Here is a 15,377-nt window from a genome sequence, read left to right as displayed (position 1 = left end):
CCCAACCCGCACGGGCGCGATGGAGCACTCGTGTCGGCGGCGTGCGCCACCATGGGACCGCACGGTCGACCCAGGAGGACGCCATGTCACTGACCCGCATCCACAACTTCTCCATCTCGCTCGACGGCTTCGCCACCGGCGAGCCGCAGAGCGCCGAGACCCCCTTCGGGCACGCCGGCCAGCGGCTGCACCGCTGGATGATGGCGACCCGCTCCTGGGACCCGAACGGCAGCGCCGGGGTCGACGACGCCTTCGCCCAGCGCCACGGGCCCGGCATCGGCGCCGAGATCATGGGCGCCAACAAGTTCGGCCCTCCCGGCTGGCACGACGACCCGGACTGGACCGGCTGGTGGGGCCCCAACCCGCCCTTCCACACCCCGACCTTCGTGCTCACCCACCGCCCCGGGTCGCCCATCGAGATGGAGGGCGGCACGACGTTCCACTTCCTCGACGCCTCCCCCGCCGAGGCGCTGCAGACGGCGCGCGAGGCCGCCGACGGCCAGGACGTCCGGATCGGTGGCGGCGCCACCGTCGTGCGGGAGTTCCTGCTCGCCGGCCTCGTCGACCACCTGCACCTCGTCCAGGTCCCGATCGTCCTCGGCCGCGGCATCCGGCTCTGGGACGGCCTCGAGGCCGTCGAGGAGGGCTTCGACGTCGAGGCGGTCTCGACCCCGAGCGGCGTCACCCACTTCACCTTCACGCGCAAGAACCGGTGACAGGTCCCCGACCACCGGCGCACCATGGCTGCATGGAGACCTGGGACGCCCTACGGTCGCGGCGCAACGTCCGCCAGTTCACCGACGAGCCCGTCCCCGACGAGGCCCTCGACCGCATCCTCGAGGCGGGCCGGCGCGCGCCGTCGGCGAGCAACTGGCAGCCGTGGGACTTCGTCGTCGTCACCGACCGTGCGCAGCTCGTCGAGCTGGCCAAGGTGTGGCAGGGCGCGCAGCACGTCGCCCGGGCCGCAGCGGCGATCGCGATCGTCGCGCCCGAGCAGGAGGACGACCGGCGCTCGACGATGCTGCACTACGACCTCGGCCAGGCCACGTACGCGATGACCGTCGCCGCAGCCGACCTCGGCGTGGGCACCGGCCATGCGGCGGCGCTGGACCAGGAGCAGGCTCGCGCCGTGCTCGGCTTTCCCGACGGCCACTTCCTGGCCTACCTCCTCTCCGTCGGCTACCCCGCCGACAGGCCGCTGAAGGTCATCGAGCACCTGGACCGCCGACCTTTCGACGAGGTCGTCCACCGCGGACGGTGGTGAGCGGATGGAGATCCAGCTCAGCATGCTGATCCTCGAGGTCCGCGACCTCCACAGGTCCGTCGCCTTCTACCGCGATCTCGGCCTCGACGTCCCCGACCCGCAGCCAGGCCGGCCCGTCGTCATCCACCGGATGGGCAGCGGCGTCAGCCTGCTGCTCACGACCTCCTTCGCCTCCACCTACGACCCCACGTGGACGCGACCGACCGCCGGCTACCAGCAGCTGCTCGAGTTCTACGTCGGCGACGACGCCTCAGTCGACCGGCTCTGGACGCAGCTCATCGCCGACGGCCACGCCGGGCGCATGCCGCCCACCCGGACCACGGGCCCCTACGCCGCCATGGTCGACGACCCCGACGGCAACGTCGTGCTCCTCACCTCCGACGAGGCCGCGCGCGTCGACGCGGGCCCGACCTGACCTGCAAGCGGCCCCCACGTGCCAAGGCTCACGCGGTTGCGAGCAGAACGCATACGGCAGCCGTCGGGCGGAGTCACGATGAGGTATGCGTGAGGTTTCGGTGGGTCCCGTCGCCCTGGATCGCTTCGCCCAGGTGCTCCCGCGCGAGCGGGTGGACCACCTGAGGGAGGTGGCCCTGCGGACGGCGCAGGCGCTGTCGGGGCACACCGTGTGGAACGTCAGCTCCACGGAGCGCGGCGGTGGGGTGGCCGAGATGCTGCAGGTGCTCGTCGGCTACGGCCGTGGTGCCGGCGTCGACACCCGCTGGTTCGTCATCGACGGCGACGACCGGTTCTTCGCCGTCACCAAGCGACTGCACAACCTGCTCCACGGCTTCCCCGGTGACCGGGACCACCTCGACCCGGCGGACGAGGAGCACTACCTCGAGGTCCTGGCCCGAAACCTCGATGGGTGGCAGGGGCGCGTGCGTCCCGGCGACGTGGTGCTGCTGCACGACCCGCAGACCGCGGGGATGGCGCGGGCCCTGCGCGAGCGCGGTGCGCACGTGATCTGGCGCTGCCACATCGGCTCCGACCGCGCCGACGCCTGCACGGCCCGCGGCTGGGAGTTCCTGCGTCCGTTCCTCGAGCAGGTGAACGCGTGCGTCTTCTCGCGCAAGGAGTACGCGCCGACGTGGCTGACCGCGCAGGTGGTGGTGATCGCCCCCTCGCTCGACCCGTTCAGCGCGAAGAACGCGCCCATGACGCCCGCCAGCATCCGCGGGGCCCTGGACCGGGCAGGGATCATCGCGCGGGCGGACGGGGACGGCAACCTCGCCTTCGTCCGCCGCGACGGCACGGCCGGCATGGTGCGCGCCCATCACGGTCTCCTGCTCGACGAGGAGGGGCCGCTACCGCCGGACGCGGACGTCCTGCTGCAGGTGAGCCGGTGGGACCACCTCAAGGACATGGCCGGCGTGCTCACCGCCGTCGCGAGTCATCTGGACCTCTTCCCTGACGACGTGCACCTGCTGCTCGTCGGCCCGGACGTGCGGGGCGTGACCGACGATCCCGAGGGAGCGCAGGTGCTCGAGGAGTGCCGGCAGCTGCGGCCGGCCCTGCCGTCGGCAACACGCGCGCGGGTGCACCTGTGCTGCCTGCCGATGGACGACGTCGACGAGAACGCCCACCTCGTCAACGCGCTCCAGCGGCACGCCGGCGTCGTCGCGCAGAAGAGCTTGATGGAGGGCTTCGGCCTCACCGTCACCGAGCCGATGTGGAAGCACCGCCCGCTCGTCGCCTCGGCCGTCGGCGGCATCGTCGACCAGATCGAGGACGGGGTCAGTGGCGTGCTGCTCCACGACCCGCGCGACCTCGACCGCTTCGCCGTCCTGGCCGCCGAACTGCTCGCCGACCCGGACCGCCGGTCGCGGATGGGCGCCGCGGCCCACGAACGGGTGCTGCACCACTTCCTCGGCGACCGTCACCTCATGCAGTACGGCGAGCTGTTCACCTCGCTCGTCGCGGGCTGAGCGGCGAGGACGACGAAGGGCCCGGTGGCCGGCCGTCCCTCGCGAGGGGCAGCCGGCCACCGGGCCCTGTCAGTGGCCTTGTCAGGAGCCCTGTGAAGGGCGCGAGCGGCTCAGTCCTTGAAGGCGTCCTTGACCTTCTCGCCGGCCTGCTTCAGGTTGGCGCCCACCTGGTCGCCCTTGCCCTCGGCCTCGAGGCTCTCGTTACCGGTCGCCTTGCCGGTCCCTTCCTTGATCTTGCCCTCGGCGTTCTCGCCGGCGTTGTTGATCTTGTCCTCGATACCCATGAGTTCCTCCTTGTTCGGGAAGCGGGCCAGGTCGGCCCTTCCTCACTCAGCGCATACCCGTTCCCCCTCGACCGACGATCATCGACGCGCCCCTTTCGAGGTCTCCTGGCGCGCGCGGCCCGTCTGCGGGCGAGCCCTCCGGGGGTGTACGCGGACCGGTGGCCGCGGCCAGGACGCCCGCGTTGGGCAGGGAGAACGGGCCGTCCTCGGTGACGACCTCGGTGTAGGTCAGGCCGATGCCGACCACGCGACCGTGGTACTCGCCTCCCAGGGCGCCGGACCGCAGCACGATCCACGAGCCGACCTCGAAGGGCCTCGAGGTCAGCAGGACGAGGCCGGCGAAGAGGTTGGCCAGGGCCTGCTGGGCCGCGATGCCGATGACGACACCGGTGATCGCACCGGAGAGGAGCAGCTTCTCGATCGGCACGTGCAGCACGGTGAGCGCGAGGACGCCGACGAGGACGTAGCCGACCATGGTGAACCAGAGCCGCAGGTTCGACGCGGTGCCGGCGCTGGCCCGGGCCCCGACGACCCTCGCCAGCTCGTTCGCTGTCGAGCGGACGGCGATGGCCGCGCTGACGGCGAAGACGACCGCGCCGAGGAACGTGACGAGACGCGGGGTCAGGTCGGGCGACTGCGGAACGCCGAACGTGGCGACGACCACGAGGACGACGAACGAGAAGACGGCTGTGGCGCCGGCCCGGCGCAGGTCGGCGCGGACGCGCAAAGCGGTGGTGGTGGAGGCGAGAAGAGACAGCTTCACAGGCAGGGAGCTCCCGGTGGCAGGGGGACGGACGTTGTCGGGGCGTCGGCGGCTTGCCGGCGGACCCAGCACGGTAGCGGCTGCACCTTGGCGCAGTTCGAGGGCGACGGGCGGCCGAGACTCCCAGCGGACGTTCAGGAGCGAACGGGCAGAATGGATCAGTGAATCTGACAGCAGTCCTTGCCACCTACACCCTCTTCCTGGTGCTGCTCATCGCAGCGGGGGCGTGGTTGACGCTCGACCGGCCGCAAAAGATCGAGCTCGTCGTGGCAGGTGCTGTCGCCCTGGCCGTCGTCGGCATCCTCATCCTCGTCGGCAGCATGGTCTGGACCGACCCGCGGCCCTTCGTGGTGGACGGGGTGGCGCCGGCCATCGCCCACGCTGCCGACAACGGCTTCCCGTCCGACCACACGGCGGCCGCCGCGGCCGTCGCCGGCCTCGTGCTGGCCTACCGACGACGCATCGGCATCCTCCTGCTGCTGCTGGCCGTCGGCGTCGGCATCTCCCGGGTGGCCGCGCACGTCCACCACGTCCCTGACATCCTCGGCGGCCTGGCCTTCGGGCTCATCGCGGCCGGCGTCGGCGTCGTCGCCGCTCGGGCGGCGATGCGCGCCTGGGCAGCACGACGAGCCACCTCCCCCGCTGCCTGACGCCCGGCTCGCCAGAGACGTCGGCGGTCAGCGCAACACCTCGAGGACCTGCTTCTGGATGCCGTTGCCGTACACCTGGTGCTCGACGACCCGTAGGCGTTGAGCGACGAGGTCGGCGTCGCTGAACAGCGGCTTGCCGGCGCCGAGCAGCACCGGGAACACCAGCAGGTGGTAGCGGTCGATCAGACCGGCCTCGTGCAGCGCCCGGTTCAGCGTGGCGCTCCCGTGCACGAGCAGCGGGTCACCATCGGTCTCCTTCAGTCTGGCGACCTCGTCGAGCGAGCGCAGGACAGTCGTCTCGCCCCAGCCCTCGACGAGGTCCCCGTCCTCGAGGGTGGTGGAGACGACGTACTTGGGGAGAGTCTTGTAGCGTGCGAACTCCGCCATGCCGGGCCACACCGGCGCGAACAGCTGGTAGCTCCTGCGGCCCAGCAGCAGGGCGCCCGCCTCCTCCTGCTCGCGGGCCTTGAGCTCGTAGGCCTCCGGAAGGAAGTCGACGGTCTTGAAGGTCCACTGGGTGTCGTGTAGGGCTGGATCGCCTCCGGTGGGGTCGAGCTTCCCGTCGAGCGAGACGAACGAGGTGGAGATCACGGTGCGCATGGGCGGCCTCCTCATGTGGTGCTTGCGCTTCTGTCACCACGTCGAACGGCGGGAGGCGAGTTCGACCCCCCTGGGTCGCCTTTGATTCTGGTGCATCCCGGTCCTCGCCCGGCTCAAACTGAGGGCACGGGCATGCGCACGTTCAGGACCAGGCCCGGGTCGCCGACACGAGCCGCCGGCCTGATGGGTGGGTGCCGGTCTAGTAGCCGGGGAAGACCTTTCGGAGCTCGTCCAGCGTGACGTTGCCGGTCACGGTCACGCCCGTGACGTGGTCGGCACGGAGCCGTCCGCTGAGCAGCCGCACCACCGCCTCCGCCGGGCCCTCGAACGTGGCCGTCGGACGATCGACCGAGTCGGTCACGGTGACCGTGTCGGCGATGTGGAGTGCACCATCCGGAATCGCCATGCGGACCTCGCGTTCGACGGTGTCCGCCTTTGCGAAGAGTCCCAGCAGGAAGGCGAGCGGCCCGCGAAGCAGCTCGATGAGCAGTTCAGCAGATGCCGGGTCCACCGTCGCCGACGGGTCGACTCCGACGCGCACGTCCCAGGCGTGGTTGGCAACTTCGCTGAGGCGCATGCCGAGCGCGACCACCAGCGGCACCGGCTCGGGAAGGAAGCCCAAGTCGACCATCAGGCTCTCGCGCTGCTCGGCCGTGAGCGCCTCGATGGTGTCGAGGTACGCCTCGTCGTGCTTGACGAAATCGGCGGCCTGGTCGGCCGGGGAGGATGCGTTCCACCGTGCCCAGACCGCCTGGTTGTCCTCACCCTCGACGTGGTCGCCGGTGGCGGTCGCAAGGGGTTTGAGGCCGATCTCGGCGCCGCTGCCGAGGTGCGAGAGCACCTGCGCGATGCTCCACTCCGTCGCCCCACTGGGGTTGCTCAGAGCCTCCTCGGACAGGGTCGGCACCAGCGCGGCCAGGGTGTTGTGGTTCGCACGCAGCGCCGCGACGGTGCGGTCTACAAGTGTGGTCATTCCTGACGCAACGATGCAGACCACAGCCTTCTTCCCCGCCCTGCCGCCGGCCGGCCCTGCGTCAGGCGTCGCGTCGGCGTAGCCGGAAGGCTGCCGCGAGGAGGACGATGGCGGCGTATCCGCAGAAGAGCGCGAAGCCGGTCCACGGAGCCAAGGCGGTGGGGTCGGGGTGCACATGGGTGACCGCCTCTCCGACGGTGCTGGGCAGGTACTTGCCGATCGGGTCGGACCACGAGGACGGCAGGAACCGCACGATGATCGGCAGCACGAACAGCACGCCGAACAGTGCGGAGATGGCGCCGGCGGTGTTGCGCAGCAGGGCGCCCAGGCCGAGACCGAGGAGCCCGACGACGGTCAGGTAGAGCGCCGACCCGATGACGGCCCGCAGGACGCCGGGGTCGCCGAGGGCGGTCTGGAGGTCCTTGCCCTTGAGGATCGACTGCCCGATGAGGAAGGCCACCACCACGGAGGGCACGGTCACCACGAGGGTCACGGCAGCGAAGACGATGGCCTTGGCCCACAGCACCGGTAGGCGGGAGGGGACGGCGGCGAGGGTCGCCCGGATCATGCCGGTGGCGTACTCCCCGGTGATGAGCAGGACCCCGAGGACGCCGACCGCCAGCTGCGCGAGGAAGATCCCGGCAAGGCTGCGCGAGGTGGGGTCGAAGCCGGCGGCCTCCCGGGCGTCGTGCGGCGGCCAGTGCGCGACCGTCACGGACGGCACCAGGATCGCGAGGCCGATGATGAAGACGACCGCGGCCAGCATCGAGAAGACCGTCGAGCGCAGCGACCGGAGTTTGGTCCACTCCGAGAGGATGACCCGCGCCTGCGTGACCTTCTTGGGAGCGCTCGTCGGGTCGCCCACGGTGCTGGTGGCGGTGGTGTTCGTGGTCGCGGTGCTCACCGGTTCGCTCCAGCGGTCGTCAGCGGGCTCTCACCCTCGGTCGTGGTGGTGCTGCTCGTCGCTCCGTGGTACTCCACGGCGTCCTTCGTCAGGTCCATGAACGCCTCCTCCAGTGACGTCTGCTGCGCGGACAGCTCCAGCAGCGTGATCCCGCCGGCGCCGGCGGCGAGCCCGATCTCGTCGGTGCTCAGGCCGCTCACGTCCAGGGCGTCACCGCCGGCTGACTCGATGCGCACGTCGGGGCCGGTGAGGAGCGTCGCCAGCGAGGCGGGGTCGGTGGTGCGGACGCGGACCCGGTTGCCGGAGGCACTGGCGATGAACTCCTCCACGCTGGTGTCGGCGATGAGCCTCCCGCGTCCGACGACGATGAGGTGCTCGGCGGTCTGCGCCATCTCGCTCATCAGGTGCGAGGAGACGAACACGGTGCGGCCCTCGGCGGCCAGCGACTTGAGCAGGGTCCGGATCCAGCGGATGCCGTCGGGGTCGAGGCCGTTGACCGGCTCGTCCAGGATGATGGTCTTCGGGTCACCGAGCAGCGCCGAGGCGATGCCGAGCCGCTGCCCCATCCCGAGGGAGAAGGTGCCGGCGCGCTTCTTGGCCACGTCGCGCAGCCCGACCAGGTCGACCACCTCGTCGACGCGGCGCCTGGGGATGCCTGCCGTCTGCGCGAGGGCCAGCAGGTGGTTGAAGGCGCTGCGGCCCGTGTGGATGGAGCGGGCCTCGAGCAGGGCACCGACCTCGTGCAGCGGCGAGGCATGGTCGCGGTAGGGCTTGCCGTTCACGCGCACCGATCCGGCCGTCGGGGCGTCCAGGCCCAGGATCATGCGCATCGTGGTGGACTTGCCGGCGCCGTTGGGCCCCAGGAACCCGGTCACCGCGCCGGGTCTCACGGTGAAGGTCAGGTCGTCCACGGCCGTCTTGTGGCCATAGCGCTTGGTGAGACCACGGGCCTCGATCATGGGCAGCTCTCTCATCGTCGACGTGAAGCATCACATTGTTTCGCGGGCCCGGGGCTGGTGCTCCGAGCTCGCGGACCGTCAGGAGGCAAGCGCCGCTCGCGCCCGCCCGGACACCACGGCATACCCGACGATGGCCGCGATCGCAGCCGCCCAGACCAGGGTGACCAGACCCGTGCCGAAGCCCAGGCCGCCACGGGCGGTCGAGACGCCCATCCAGTCCGCGACGGAGGCGCCCAGCGGGCGGGTGATGACGTATGCCGTCCAGAACGCGAGCACGGGCGCGCGCCGCACGCGCCAGTACCCGAGCGCAGGCACCGCGAACGCAGCAGCGAAGAGCACCGCCGAGCCCAGATAACCGAGCCCCAGCACGACAGCGGTGAGGTCGCCGGCGGCCGTGCCGAGCGCGAACGTCGTCAGGACGGTGGCCCAGTAGAAGAGCTCGCGACGTCTCGTGTCGATGCTGTGCACCGACAGGGTCCCCTCGGTGCGGTGCCACAGACCCAGCACCAACGCGAGGACGAGGGCGAAGCCGACCGTCGAGACGGCATACGGCACGCCCAGGCCGACGTGGGCGACGTCGGCGGCGACCGTCCCGAACACGCTGACCATGGCCACGGTGGTCCAGTACACCCACGGCACGTACCGCTTGGCGGCCAGCTGCAACGACAGTGCCACCACCAGGGCGAGCCCGGAGAGGCCGACAGCGAGGATCGGGCCGATGGTGTGGGCCAGGTAGTCGGAGGCGGTCTCGCCCATGCCGGTCGTGAGCACCTTGAGCACCCAGAAGAGCGCCGTCAGCTCCGGGACCCGCGCCAGACGGGCGGGGACCGGGGTGACGAGGGCGAGGCGAGTCTGTCCGGTCGCGGGCTCAGGAGCGATCACGACCGCGATGGTGCCAAGCAGAGTTGGACGTTCCCTGATATGTCCGGAATCCCTGAGGACTCGCGCGCTGCGCTCGGACCGTCGCATTCGCCGAAACCCCAGCTCCGCGACACTTTTGGACTCATGAATGGATTCACTTCAGGGGGACGACATGACCGAGATCGCCGGGGCTCCTGACGACACCGTCGCGTGGATCGAAGTCGGCGCCCTGATCACCCGGGGCATCTACGGCCACGAAGCTTGGTGGACCGACGTCGATGCGGGCGTCAGCGGCAACCACCACCAGCCCGAGAGCGTCAAGATGCTGCAGGTGCTGGCCCGATCCACTGACCCGGCCCGGCAACCGGGCGACGCGGACGGCAGCGCGTGGGCGACGCGGCTCCACGCTCCGATCGAGGACCGGCGTCGCGACCTCGGTCTCACCCTCATGGGCATCCAATCCGCTGGCGGTCCTTCGCCGCGCTGGGTGCAGAAACTGCTTCACCTAGCTGGGCCGCCCACCGATCGGATGCGCCTACCCATGCGGCGCCTCGACCTGGCGATCGGGTGGGATGTCGGGACAGCATGGCGGATCGCCACCAGAGGCGAACGATGACCCCGGCGAAGCGCCGCCAGCACGGCACCGGCACCATCTACCCGCGCGACGACGGCCGCTGGATCGGACGCCTCGAAGCCGGCTACACCGCCACCGGCACCCGCCGCCGCGTCAACGTCTCCGGCCGCACCGAAGCCGAAGTCAAGACCAAGCTCAAGACCAAGGCCCGCGAGCTCGCACTCAACAACGGGCCAGGCACCGCCGGCACCAGCCGCACCACCGTCAAGGCATGGGCCGTTACGTGGCTTCCGCTGCACGCCCAACAGGTCCGGCCCTCCACGTTCACCACCGACGCCGGCGCCATCCGCAAGTGGGTCATCCCCACCATCGGCCACCGCCGCCTCACCGACCTCACCCCCGCCGACGTCCGAGCCGTCCGCACCGCCATCACCGACTCCGGCCGCTCCACCACCACCGCCCTGCACGCCCACACGCAGCTCGTGTCGATGCTGAAGGCCGCAATCGTCGAGGGCAACCAGGACCCTGCTCGGGTCCTGCTCGTCCCGAAACCCGGCCGGGCCGCGAACGACCGGCAGGACATCCCCCTCGACGACGCCATCACCATGCTCGCCGTCATCCAGACCCGACCCGACGCGCCCCGATGGGTCGCCGAGCTCCTGCAGGGCATGCGCCAGGGCGAGGTCCTCGGCCTCACCTGGGACCGGGTCGACCTCGACGGCGGCGTCATCGACGTGTCGTGGCAGCGGCAGGACCTGCCCCACCTCGACAAGAGGGACCGCTCCCGCGGGTTTCGTTGTGCCCGACGACCACGAGTCGATCCACCTCGCCGGCGCCACGCACCTGACGCGGCCGAAGACCGCCAAGGGGCAGGGAGTCATCCCGATCGTGCCGTGGATGCGCGCCGCGCTCCTCGAGCTGCGGGAGCGGTGGCAGCCGAACGAGTGGGGCCTAATCTGGACGATGGTCGACACTCGCAACGGCCGCGAGCGGGTCGTGCCGATGCGGCCTGAGCGGGACCGGGCGGTGTGGGACGAGATCCAGCAGGCGGCTGGGGTGCGGCATCCGTCGGGTCGGCCGTATCACGTGCACGAGACGCGGCACACGACGGCGACGCTGCCGATGGAGGCCGGGGTGGACCATGCCGTCATCGAGGTGATCCTGGGGCAGGCGGTCCTGGTGAAGGACTACCTGCACGTGAACCGGACGGCGACGCTGCACGCTTTGGAGCAGGTCGCCGCCCGCCTCACCCTGGTGACGGCTCCGTCGGGGTCAGGCGGTGAGATGGGCCTCGATCCATCGGCCCGGGGAGCACAGGTGGCGCGGCTCGCCGTTGATGCGGAGGGTGAGCGCTCCTGACATAGCCTCGCTGCTGCGACCACATCGCAACACCCGCTGGCTGCCGGCGCCCCACGCCACCACGCAGCCAGCACCGAGCCCCGTCCACTTCGGTGGGCGGGGCTTTTCGTCGTTGGACTGGGCCGGTTTCAGCAAACGCCAGACGCAACGCTTGCGATCCGCAACGATGACCTCACGCATGCCGGACCGACCGAACCCCACCCAGGTCGACCCGGCATCGACCGCGTCCAGGTCCCACACTGGACGACCGAAGGCGCTGCCGTCGCTCCCCCCATGCTGCGACGGCAGCGTCCTCCCTCACTTCGAAGCCGCGCGCTGGACCTTGAACGTCGTGGCTTGACCAAGCGCCCCCCGGCGCCGGCGTCCCACGTGACAGGTTGACACGGCACAACGCCCTTGTCGCGCAATTCGCTGGAAGTTCGAATGCTCCAGCTACGGTGCTCACGTCGGCGCCCTGCCCCCTGCAGGCGTCGGCCCCTACTGCCCCACCGGCCGAGCACCAGGGCCGCGGCGCTGAACGCCGGCCTGGTCCAACGCGCGCCGCACCGTTGACTGCGTCCGATCCGTCAGCTCAGCGAGCTCACGGAGCGATCGGCCGGCGGCGTAGTGACTCCGCGCAGAACGTCAGCAGCCGGTCACGCTCCTCCTGCGACTGGCGGGTCGCGCAGTGGCGACGAACTCAGGCAGGACCTCAAGGACCGGGCGGCCGGGATAGGGCCATCAGGTGACAGTACTGGCGACGAGAGGGCACGCTGAACTCAGGTGAGCGGAAGCCTCCTACGCGTGCTTCTATGTGCGTCATGTCAACCGCGGGCGCCTTTGGCTGGGTGGGAATCGCCTTCAACCTTGCCGGCGTGATCCTGTCTGGATGAGCGGTGGGTCCGCGGCCCGCGCGAGGCACCCGGCCCCCACCCGGGCGTCCTCATCGGGTGGGAGCAGCGCGACGGGCAGTGGTTCGCTCTCGTCAGCTACTACCTCGAGGGCGACGGCGTGCTCGCCCAGCAGTGGCTCGCCCCCGACCTGGTCACACGGGTAGGCCGCTGACCGGCGCGCCGGAACCTGAGCACCTGCGACGCCCCCCAGGCAGGGTGATGCGCCAGTGCTCCACCAGAGCGCCCGCAGCTACGCGCACCGACGACCAGCAGACCGGGCACTGGGCCCGCCCTTTATCCACTTCTCTTGTCTCCATCTCTTACAACCAGACCGCATCTGACTACACAGGTTTGCCACAGCAAACACTCAGAGTTAACGCAACTCTTTCGTAGGGACCGCACCAGCGCCGCTGGATTGGTTCACACCAAATGCGCTTTTTGACCCGTTACAATCCGGCCAGTGACTCAGGACCCGACGCCCACTGAGGGGCGCGGCTCCGAGCGATTGCATCTGCTGCAGAGGTGGCTCGACCTCGAGGCTGAATGTGACCGCGAGCTAGCAAGGCGCTTCCACGAGGTCAGGACTGGCGGGGGCGAGCCGCCGCCGGCGCTCTCGCCAGACATCGAGGGGCTTCTGCTCGCGGCAGAGCGGGCGAAAGCCGCCTACCGCGCCTCCAAGAAGTAGGGCCCTATCACTGGCGCTGCGGGGCTAGGGCGCGGCGGTACGCCGCGGAGCTCGTCAGGGAAAGTGGGTGAGGGCTTGCACTCCCCCGGCCACGGCTGCGCTTCACACGTCTCTGGGGTGTCCTGGCCGTAACATCAGCGTGCCTACACCGACCGGTCCTGCGCTGACCCGGCTAGGGGCTCTGTGGACAACCGGTTGACGGCCGTAGGGGATGTGGATGGACGCACCGCGCGAAGTTGGACGCACTCTTGGACTCAGTCGGCCGCCGCAGCATGGCGGAGGCCCTGACCTCGGGCTCGTTGTCAGTGCAGGTCAGGGCCTCATTCACGCTCAGAGCTGGTGTAGGCCTTCGGTTGACGGACGACGTCGCTGGGTCGGTTGATCCTTGACACTCGTTGTCGTCATTGTCTCGTGCGGTTCCTGCTCGTGGCACCCCCGAGCGGAGCCTTGTTGCGGACCGGGCCGCTGCTCTCGCGCTTGACCGTGCGCAGCAGCTCGTTGCCGATCCAAAACTGTAAGGTGTCCGGTCCGACGTGCACGTCGCAGCGTTCCCCGGCGCGGTGCTTGCCGACCGAGACCTGCTGCCAGGACACGCACACCACACCGACCGTGGAGACCTTCCGGGCGACCCATTCGGGCCCGCTGCGATCCGGCTCCGCGGCCGCCGGCCGCCGGGGTGCCCCGGCATACCGGTGCGCCGGGGTGTCCATGCCCAGGCCCTGGTGGGGCCGGTCCGTGTTGTAGGCCGCCACCCACGCATCCAGACGGGCCTGGGCATCGGCGAGGGTGTCGAACACCGCCTCGCTGAGGAACTCGGCCCGCAGCGAGCGGTGGAACCGCTCGATCTTGCCGGTCGTGGTCGGCGAGCGGGGCTTGGTCAACAGGTGCTCGATGCCGTTACGGCGACAGATCGCATCGAAGAGCACCTCCACCGGTGGCGTGTTGAACCGGCCGGTGAAGACCTTCCCGTTGTCGGTCAGCACCTGCTCGGGCACCCCGTAGGTGTTCAGAGCCAGGGTGAACGCGTCACACACCGGCTGGGTCCGCTCCCGCGGCATCAGCCGGGCGCTGACACAGAACCGGGAGTAGTCATCGACCCCGGTCAGGCACTTGAGCGTGCTGCCATCACGCAGCAGGATCCCGCCCACGACATCGAGCTGCCACAGCTCGTTCGGGCGGGCCCGTTCCCACCGCTTCCACTCCCGTTGCCGTCGACGACGACCCGCGGGATCGATCAGCGCAGCCCGCCGCAGCGCCCGGTACACGCCCGACTCACTCGCCGACAGCCCCTGCCGCTTCAGCTCGTGCACGATCCGCCGCGCGCCCCATTCCGGAGGCCGACGCCGCGCCTCCAGGACCGCGACCTCGACCTGCGGGTCCATCTGATGCGGACAGCTCAACGGCCGATGCGACCGGTCGACCAGCCCCTCCAAGCCATCCCGCTCGTACCGCGACAGCCACGCATGCAGGGTCTGCCTCGAGACACCCCACGCCGCAGCCACCTCGGACACCTGCCGGCCGTCCCCGATGACCGCCAGCACCGCCTTGTACCGTTGCTCGGCCACGCTCAACTCCTTCATCAGGAGAGCGTCAAGGATCAACCGAAGCAGCTGTCAACCCTCAGCCAGAACATCGTCAAGCATCAACCGAAGCCCGAATGTCAGCAATCAGGCGGAGCCATACAGCTGCTCAGAGCTGGCGAGGGGACTCGAACCCCTAACCCCCTGTTTGTGTCTGGCCCTATTGCTGGCTCTTGTTGTCTGCGCGGAAGTCCTTGGCGCTGAGCGTGTTCCGTGCACCATTCCCTGCCGTCGCCTTCTGGAGTTGCTGGCCGTCTCGGCGCGAAAGAGGTGGGCAAAGAGGTGGCTGGCGCGAGTGCCATTGCCAGCCAGGCGGGTCTGCGCAGTGACGCACACTCGGCGACTCAGCAAGGTGCCGCGCAGAAGGCGCTCGAGCTACTCAGCCGAGCGGGTCGTCGTCGTCAGGTGGCTGTCGAGGTGGGCAGTGGTCCTCCGTGGGCCTGTGCCCGAGCGGCGACGGCCGGGGCCTCCCTCGTCCAGGCGCCTGAGTGCCAGCCGATCGACGAGGCGCCGGCTGCGAGTTTCGTCAGGACGTCGGGCTCCCCCGTGAGCTCGTCATGAAGCGTGGGGGCGGCGGGGTGCGCGAGGACGGCGCGCCAGCGCCGCCCGCAGCGCGGGGTCCCTGCCGCGGGTCCCCGCGCTTTTCTGCGCCGGAGGCGCAGCTTGAGCCAGTACAGAAACTCCTCACCATGTCGTCCCCGGACTCCTGTCCTGTGCCACCTGATACGCGACATCGGTGCGCCACCTGATGTGCGACATCAAGGCCGTGTTCGGTCAGGCTGAGCCGACGCCTCCGCGGGGCGTCTGGGACTCAGGAGGCCGGGATTGGCACTGGTTGTCTTGTCGGTGGTGGAGCAGCGGTTGGATGCGGTGCGTGCCGTGTTGGCGGGTGCCGAGGTCGGGCAGGTGGCGGCGCAGCTGGGGGTGCATCGCTCGACGGTGCACCGGTGGGTGGGCCGGTATCTGACGGATCAGATTGCGGGGCTGGCGGATCGGTCGCACCGTCCGTCCTCGTGTCCGCACCAGGTGTGAACCGCCCCGGCATGTCCGGAGACTTACTGGTTTGAGAACTCCAGCTCCTGCTGGGCCTCGTTTTGAGCGTAGTAGGCGGCTTCGAGCTCGGC

At 70.1% G+C, this 15,377-nt stretch carries 18 protein-coding genes and 1 pseudogene; 10 read left to right on the top strand and 9 right to left on the bottom strand.

Annotation, left to right across the window (positions count from 1 at the left end):
• Positions 1 to 83: 83 nt before the first annotated feature.
• The 4 genes from AB0316_RS17840 to AB0316_RS17825 all read left to right on the top strand — a co-directional run bounded on the left by AB0316_RS17840 (position 84) and on the right by AB0316_RS17825 (position 3,189).
• Positions 84 to 716: a dihydrofolate reductase family protein gene (locus tag AB0316_RS17840; protein WP_366274390.1), complete on the top strand. Its 633-nt coding sequence runs from the start codon at positions 84 to 86 to the stop codon at positions 714 to 716.
• Between the two features lie 32 nt (positions 717 to 748).
• Positions 749 to 1,264, top strand: a complete 516-nt coding sequence (locus AB0316_RS17835) for a nitroreductase family protein (RefSeq protein ID WP_366274389.1) — start codon at positions 749 to 751, stop codon at positions 1,262 to 1,264.
• A gap of 4 nt (positions 1,265 to 1,268) precedes the next feature.
• Complete coding sequence (locus AB0316_RS17830) at positions 1,269 to 1,679, top strand: VOC family protein (protein ID WP_366274388.1); 411 nt, start codon at positions 1,269 to 1,271, stop codon at positions 1,677 to 1,679.
• A gap of 85 nt (positions 1,680 to 1,764) precedes the next feature.
• On the top strand, positions 1,765 to 3,189 hold the full coding sequence (locus AB0316_RS17825) for a glycosyltransferase (RefSeq protein ID WP_366274387.1): 1,425 nt from the start codon (positions 1,765 to 1,767) through the stop codon (positions 3,187 to 3,189).
• Between the two features lie 110 nt (positions 3,190 to 3,299).
• Here AB0316_RS17825 and AB0316_RS17820 read toward each other — a convergent pair whose 3' ends face one another.
• Together AB0316_RS17820 and AB0316_RS17815 are read right to left on the bottom strand one after the other, a co-directional pair.
• Positions 3,300 to 3,473 (bottom strand): CsbD family protein, encoded by a 174-nt coding sequence (locus tag AB0316_RS17820; protein WP_366274386.1) that lies wholly within the window; start codon positions 3,471 to 3,473, stop codon positions 3,300 to 3,302.
• A gap of 46 nt (positions 3,474 to 3,519) precedes the next feature.
• A complete protein-coding gene (locus AB0316_RS17815) occupies positions 3,520 to 4,236 on the bottom strand; it encodes a mechanosensitive ion channel family protein (protein ID WP_366274385.1) in 717 nt (238 codons plus the stop codon).
• A gap of 161 nt (positions 4,237 to 4,397) precedes the next feature.
• On the opposite strand from AB0316_RS17815, the gene AB0316_RS17810 reads away from it, so the two are divergent.
• Positions 4,398 to 4,886, top strand: a complete 489-nt coding sequence (locus AB0316_RS17810; RefSeq protein WP_366274384.1) for a phosphatase PAP2 family protein — start codon at positions 4,398 to 4,400, stop codon at positions 4,884 to 4,886.
• Between the two features lie 27 nt (positions 4,887 to 4,913).
• Here AB0316_RS17810 and AB0316_RS17805 read toward each other — a convergent pair whose 3' ends face one another.
• The 5 genes from AB0316_RS17805 to AB0316_RS17785 all read right to left on the bottom strand — a co-directional run bounded on the left by AB0316_RS17805 (position 4,914) and on the right by AB0316_RS17785 (position 9,204).
• The gene (locus tag AB0316_RS17805; RefSeq protein WP_366274383.1) at positions 4,914 to 5,486 is read right to left on the bottom strand and encodes a dihydrofolate reductase family protein; all 573 of its coding nucleotides are present in this window, start codon (positions 5,484 to 5,486) and stop codon (positions 4,914 to 4,916) included.
• 199 nt (positions 5,487 to 5,685) lie between these two features.
• The gene (locus AB0316_RS17800) at positions 5,686 to 6,459 is read right to left on the bottom strand and encodes a maleylpyruvate isomerase family mycothiol-dependent enzyme (RefSeq protein ID WP_366274382.1); all 774 of its coding nucleotides are present in this window, start codon (positions 6,457 to 6,459) and stop codon (positions 5,686 to 5,688) included.
• Between the two features lie 61 nt (positions 6,460 to 6,520).
• Positions 6,521 to 7,363: an ABC transporter permease subunit gene (locus AB0316_RS17795; protein WP_366274381.1), complete on the bottom strand. Its 843-nt coding sequence runs from the start codon at positions 7,361 to 7,363 to the stop codon at positions 6,521 to 6,523.
• Positions 7,360 to 8,322, bottom strand: a complete 963-nt coding sequence (locus AB0316_RS17790) for an ABC transporter ATP-binding protein (protein WP_366274649.1) — start codon at positions 8,320 to 8,322, stop codon at positions 7,360 to 7,362. Before AB0316_RS17790 ends, AB0316_RS17795 begins: the two co-directional genes overlap by 4 nt.
• Before the next feature lie 78 nt (positions 8,323 to 8,400).
• Positions 8,401 to 9,204 carry a hypothetical protein gene (locus tag AB0316_RS17785; protein WP_366274380.1) on the bottom strand — a complete coding sequence of 268 codons (804 nt, stop codon included), beginning with the start codon at positions 9,202 to 9,204 and terminating at the stop codon, positions 8,401 to 8,403.
• A gap of 151 nt (positions 9,205 to 9,355) precedes the next feature.
• Between AB0316_RS17785 and AB0316_RS17780 the strand changes: the two genes are divergently transcribed.
• Genes AB0316_RS17780 through AB0316_RS17770 form a run of 3 tightly spaced genes read left to right on the top strand, consistent with a single transcriptional unit; the run spans position 9,356 to position 11,116 of the window.
• Positions 9,356 to 9,799: a hypothetical protein gene (locus tag AB0316_RS17780; RefSeq protein WP_366274379.1), complete on the top strand. Its 444-nt coding sequence runs from the start codon at positions 9,356 to 9,358 to the stop codon at positions 9,797 to 9,799.
• Entirely contained in the window at positions 9,796 to 10,770 is a 975-nt protein-coding gene (locus AB0316_RS17775) for a site-specific integrase (RefSeq protein WP_366274378.1), read from the top strand. Before AB0316_RS17780 ends, AB0316_RS17775 begins: the two co-directional genes overlap by 4 nt.
• Positions 10,771 to 10,783: 13 nt before the next feature.
• Entirely contained in the window at positions 10,784 to 11,116 is a 333-nt protein-coding gene (locus tag AB0316_RS17770; RefSeq protein WP_366274377.1) for a hypothetical protein, read from the top strand.
• Positions 11,117 to 11,593: 477 nt separating this feature from the next.
• Here the strand turns inward: AB0316_RS17770 and AB0316_RS17765 are convergent.
• Positions 11,594 to 11,716: pseudogene (locus AB0316_RS17765) on the bottom strand (hypothetical protein); the annotation flags it as partial.
• A gap of 732 nt (positions 11,717 to 12,448) precedes the next feature.
• On the opposite strand from AB0316_RS17765, the gene AB0316_RS17760 reads away from it, so the two are divergent.
• Entirely contained in the window at positions 12,449 to 12,673 is a 225-nt protein-coding gene (locus AB0316_RS17760; RefSeq protein WP_366274376.1) for a hypothetical protein, read from the top strand.
• A gap of 401 nt (positions 12,674 to 13,074) precedes the next feature.
• Here the strand turns inward: AB0316_RS17760 and AB0316_RS17755 are convergent, their stop codons facing one another.
• The gene (locus tag AB0316_RS17755; RefSeq protein WP_366274375.1) at positions 13,075 to 14,253 is read right to left on the bottom strand and encodes an IS481 family transposase; all 1,179 of its coding nucleotides are present in this window, start codon (positions 14,251 to 14,253) and stop codon (positions 13,075 to 13,077) included.
• An 825-nt stretch (positions 14,254 to 15,078) separates the two neighbouring features.
• On the opposite strand from AB0316_RS17755, the gene AB0316_RS17750 reads away from it, so the two are divergent.
• Positions 15,079 to 15,285, top strand: coding sequence for a helix-turn-helix domain-containing protein (locus tag AB0316_RS17750; RefSeq protein ID WP_366274374.1), 207 nt, complete (start codon positions 15,079 to 15,081; stop codon positions 15,283 to 15,285).
• Positions 15,286 to 15,377 lie beyond the last annotated feature (92 nt).

The organism is Terrabacter sp. NPDC080008 (assembly GCF_040702505.1).
GTDB lineage: Bacteria > Actinomycetota > Actinomycetes > Actinomycetales > Dermatophilaceae > Terrabacter.
The sequence above is the reverse complement of the archived record's forward strand: the minus strand, read 5'-3'. Positions and strand labels throughout refer to the sequence as shown.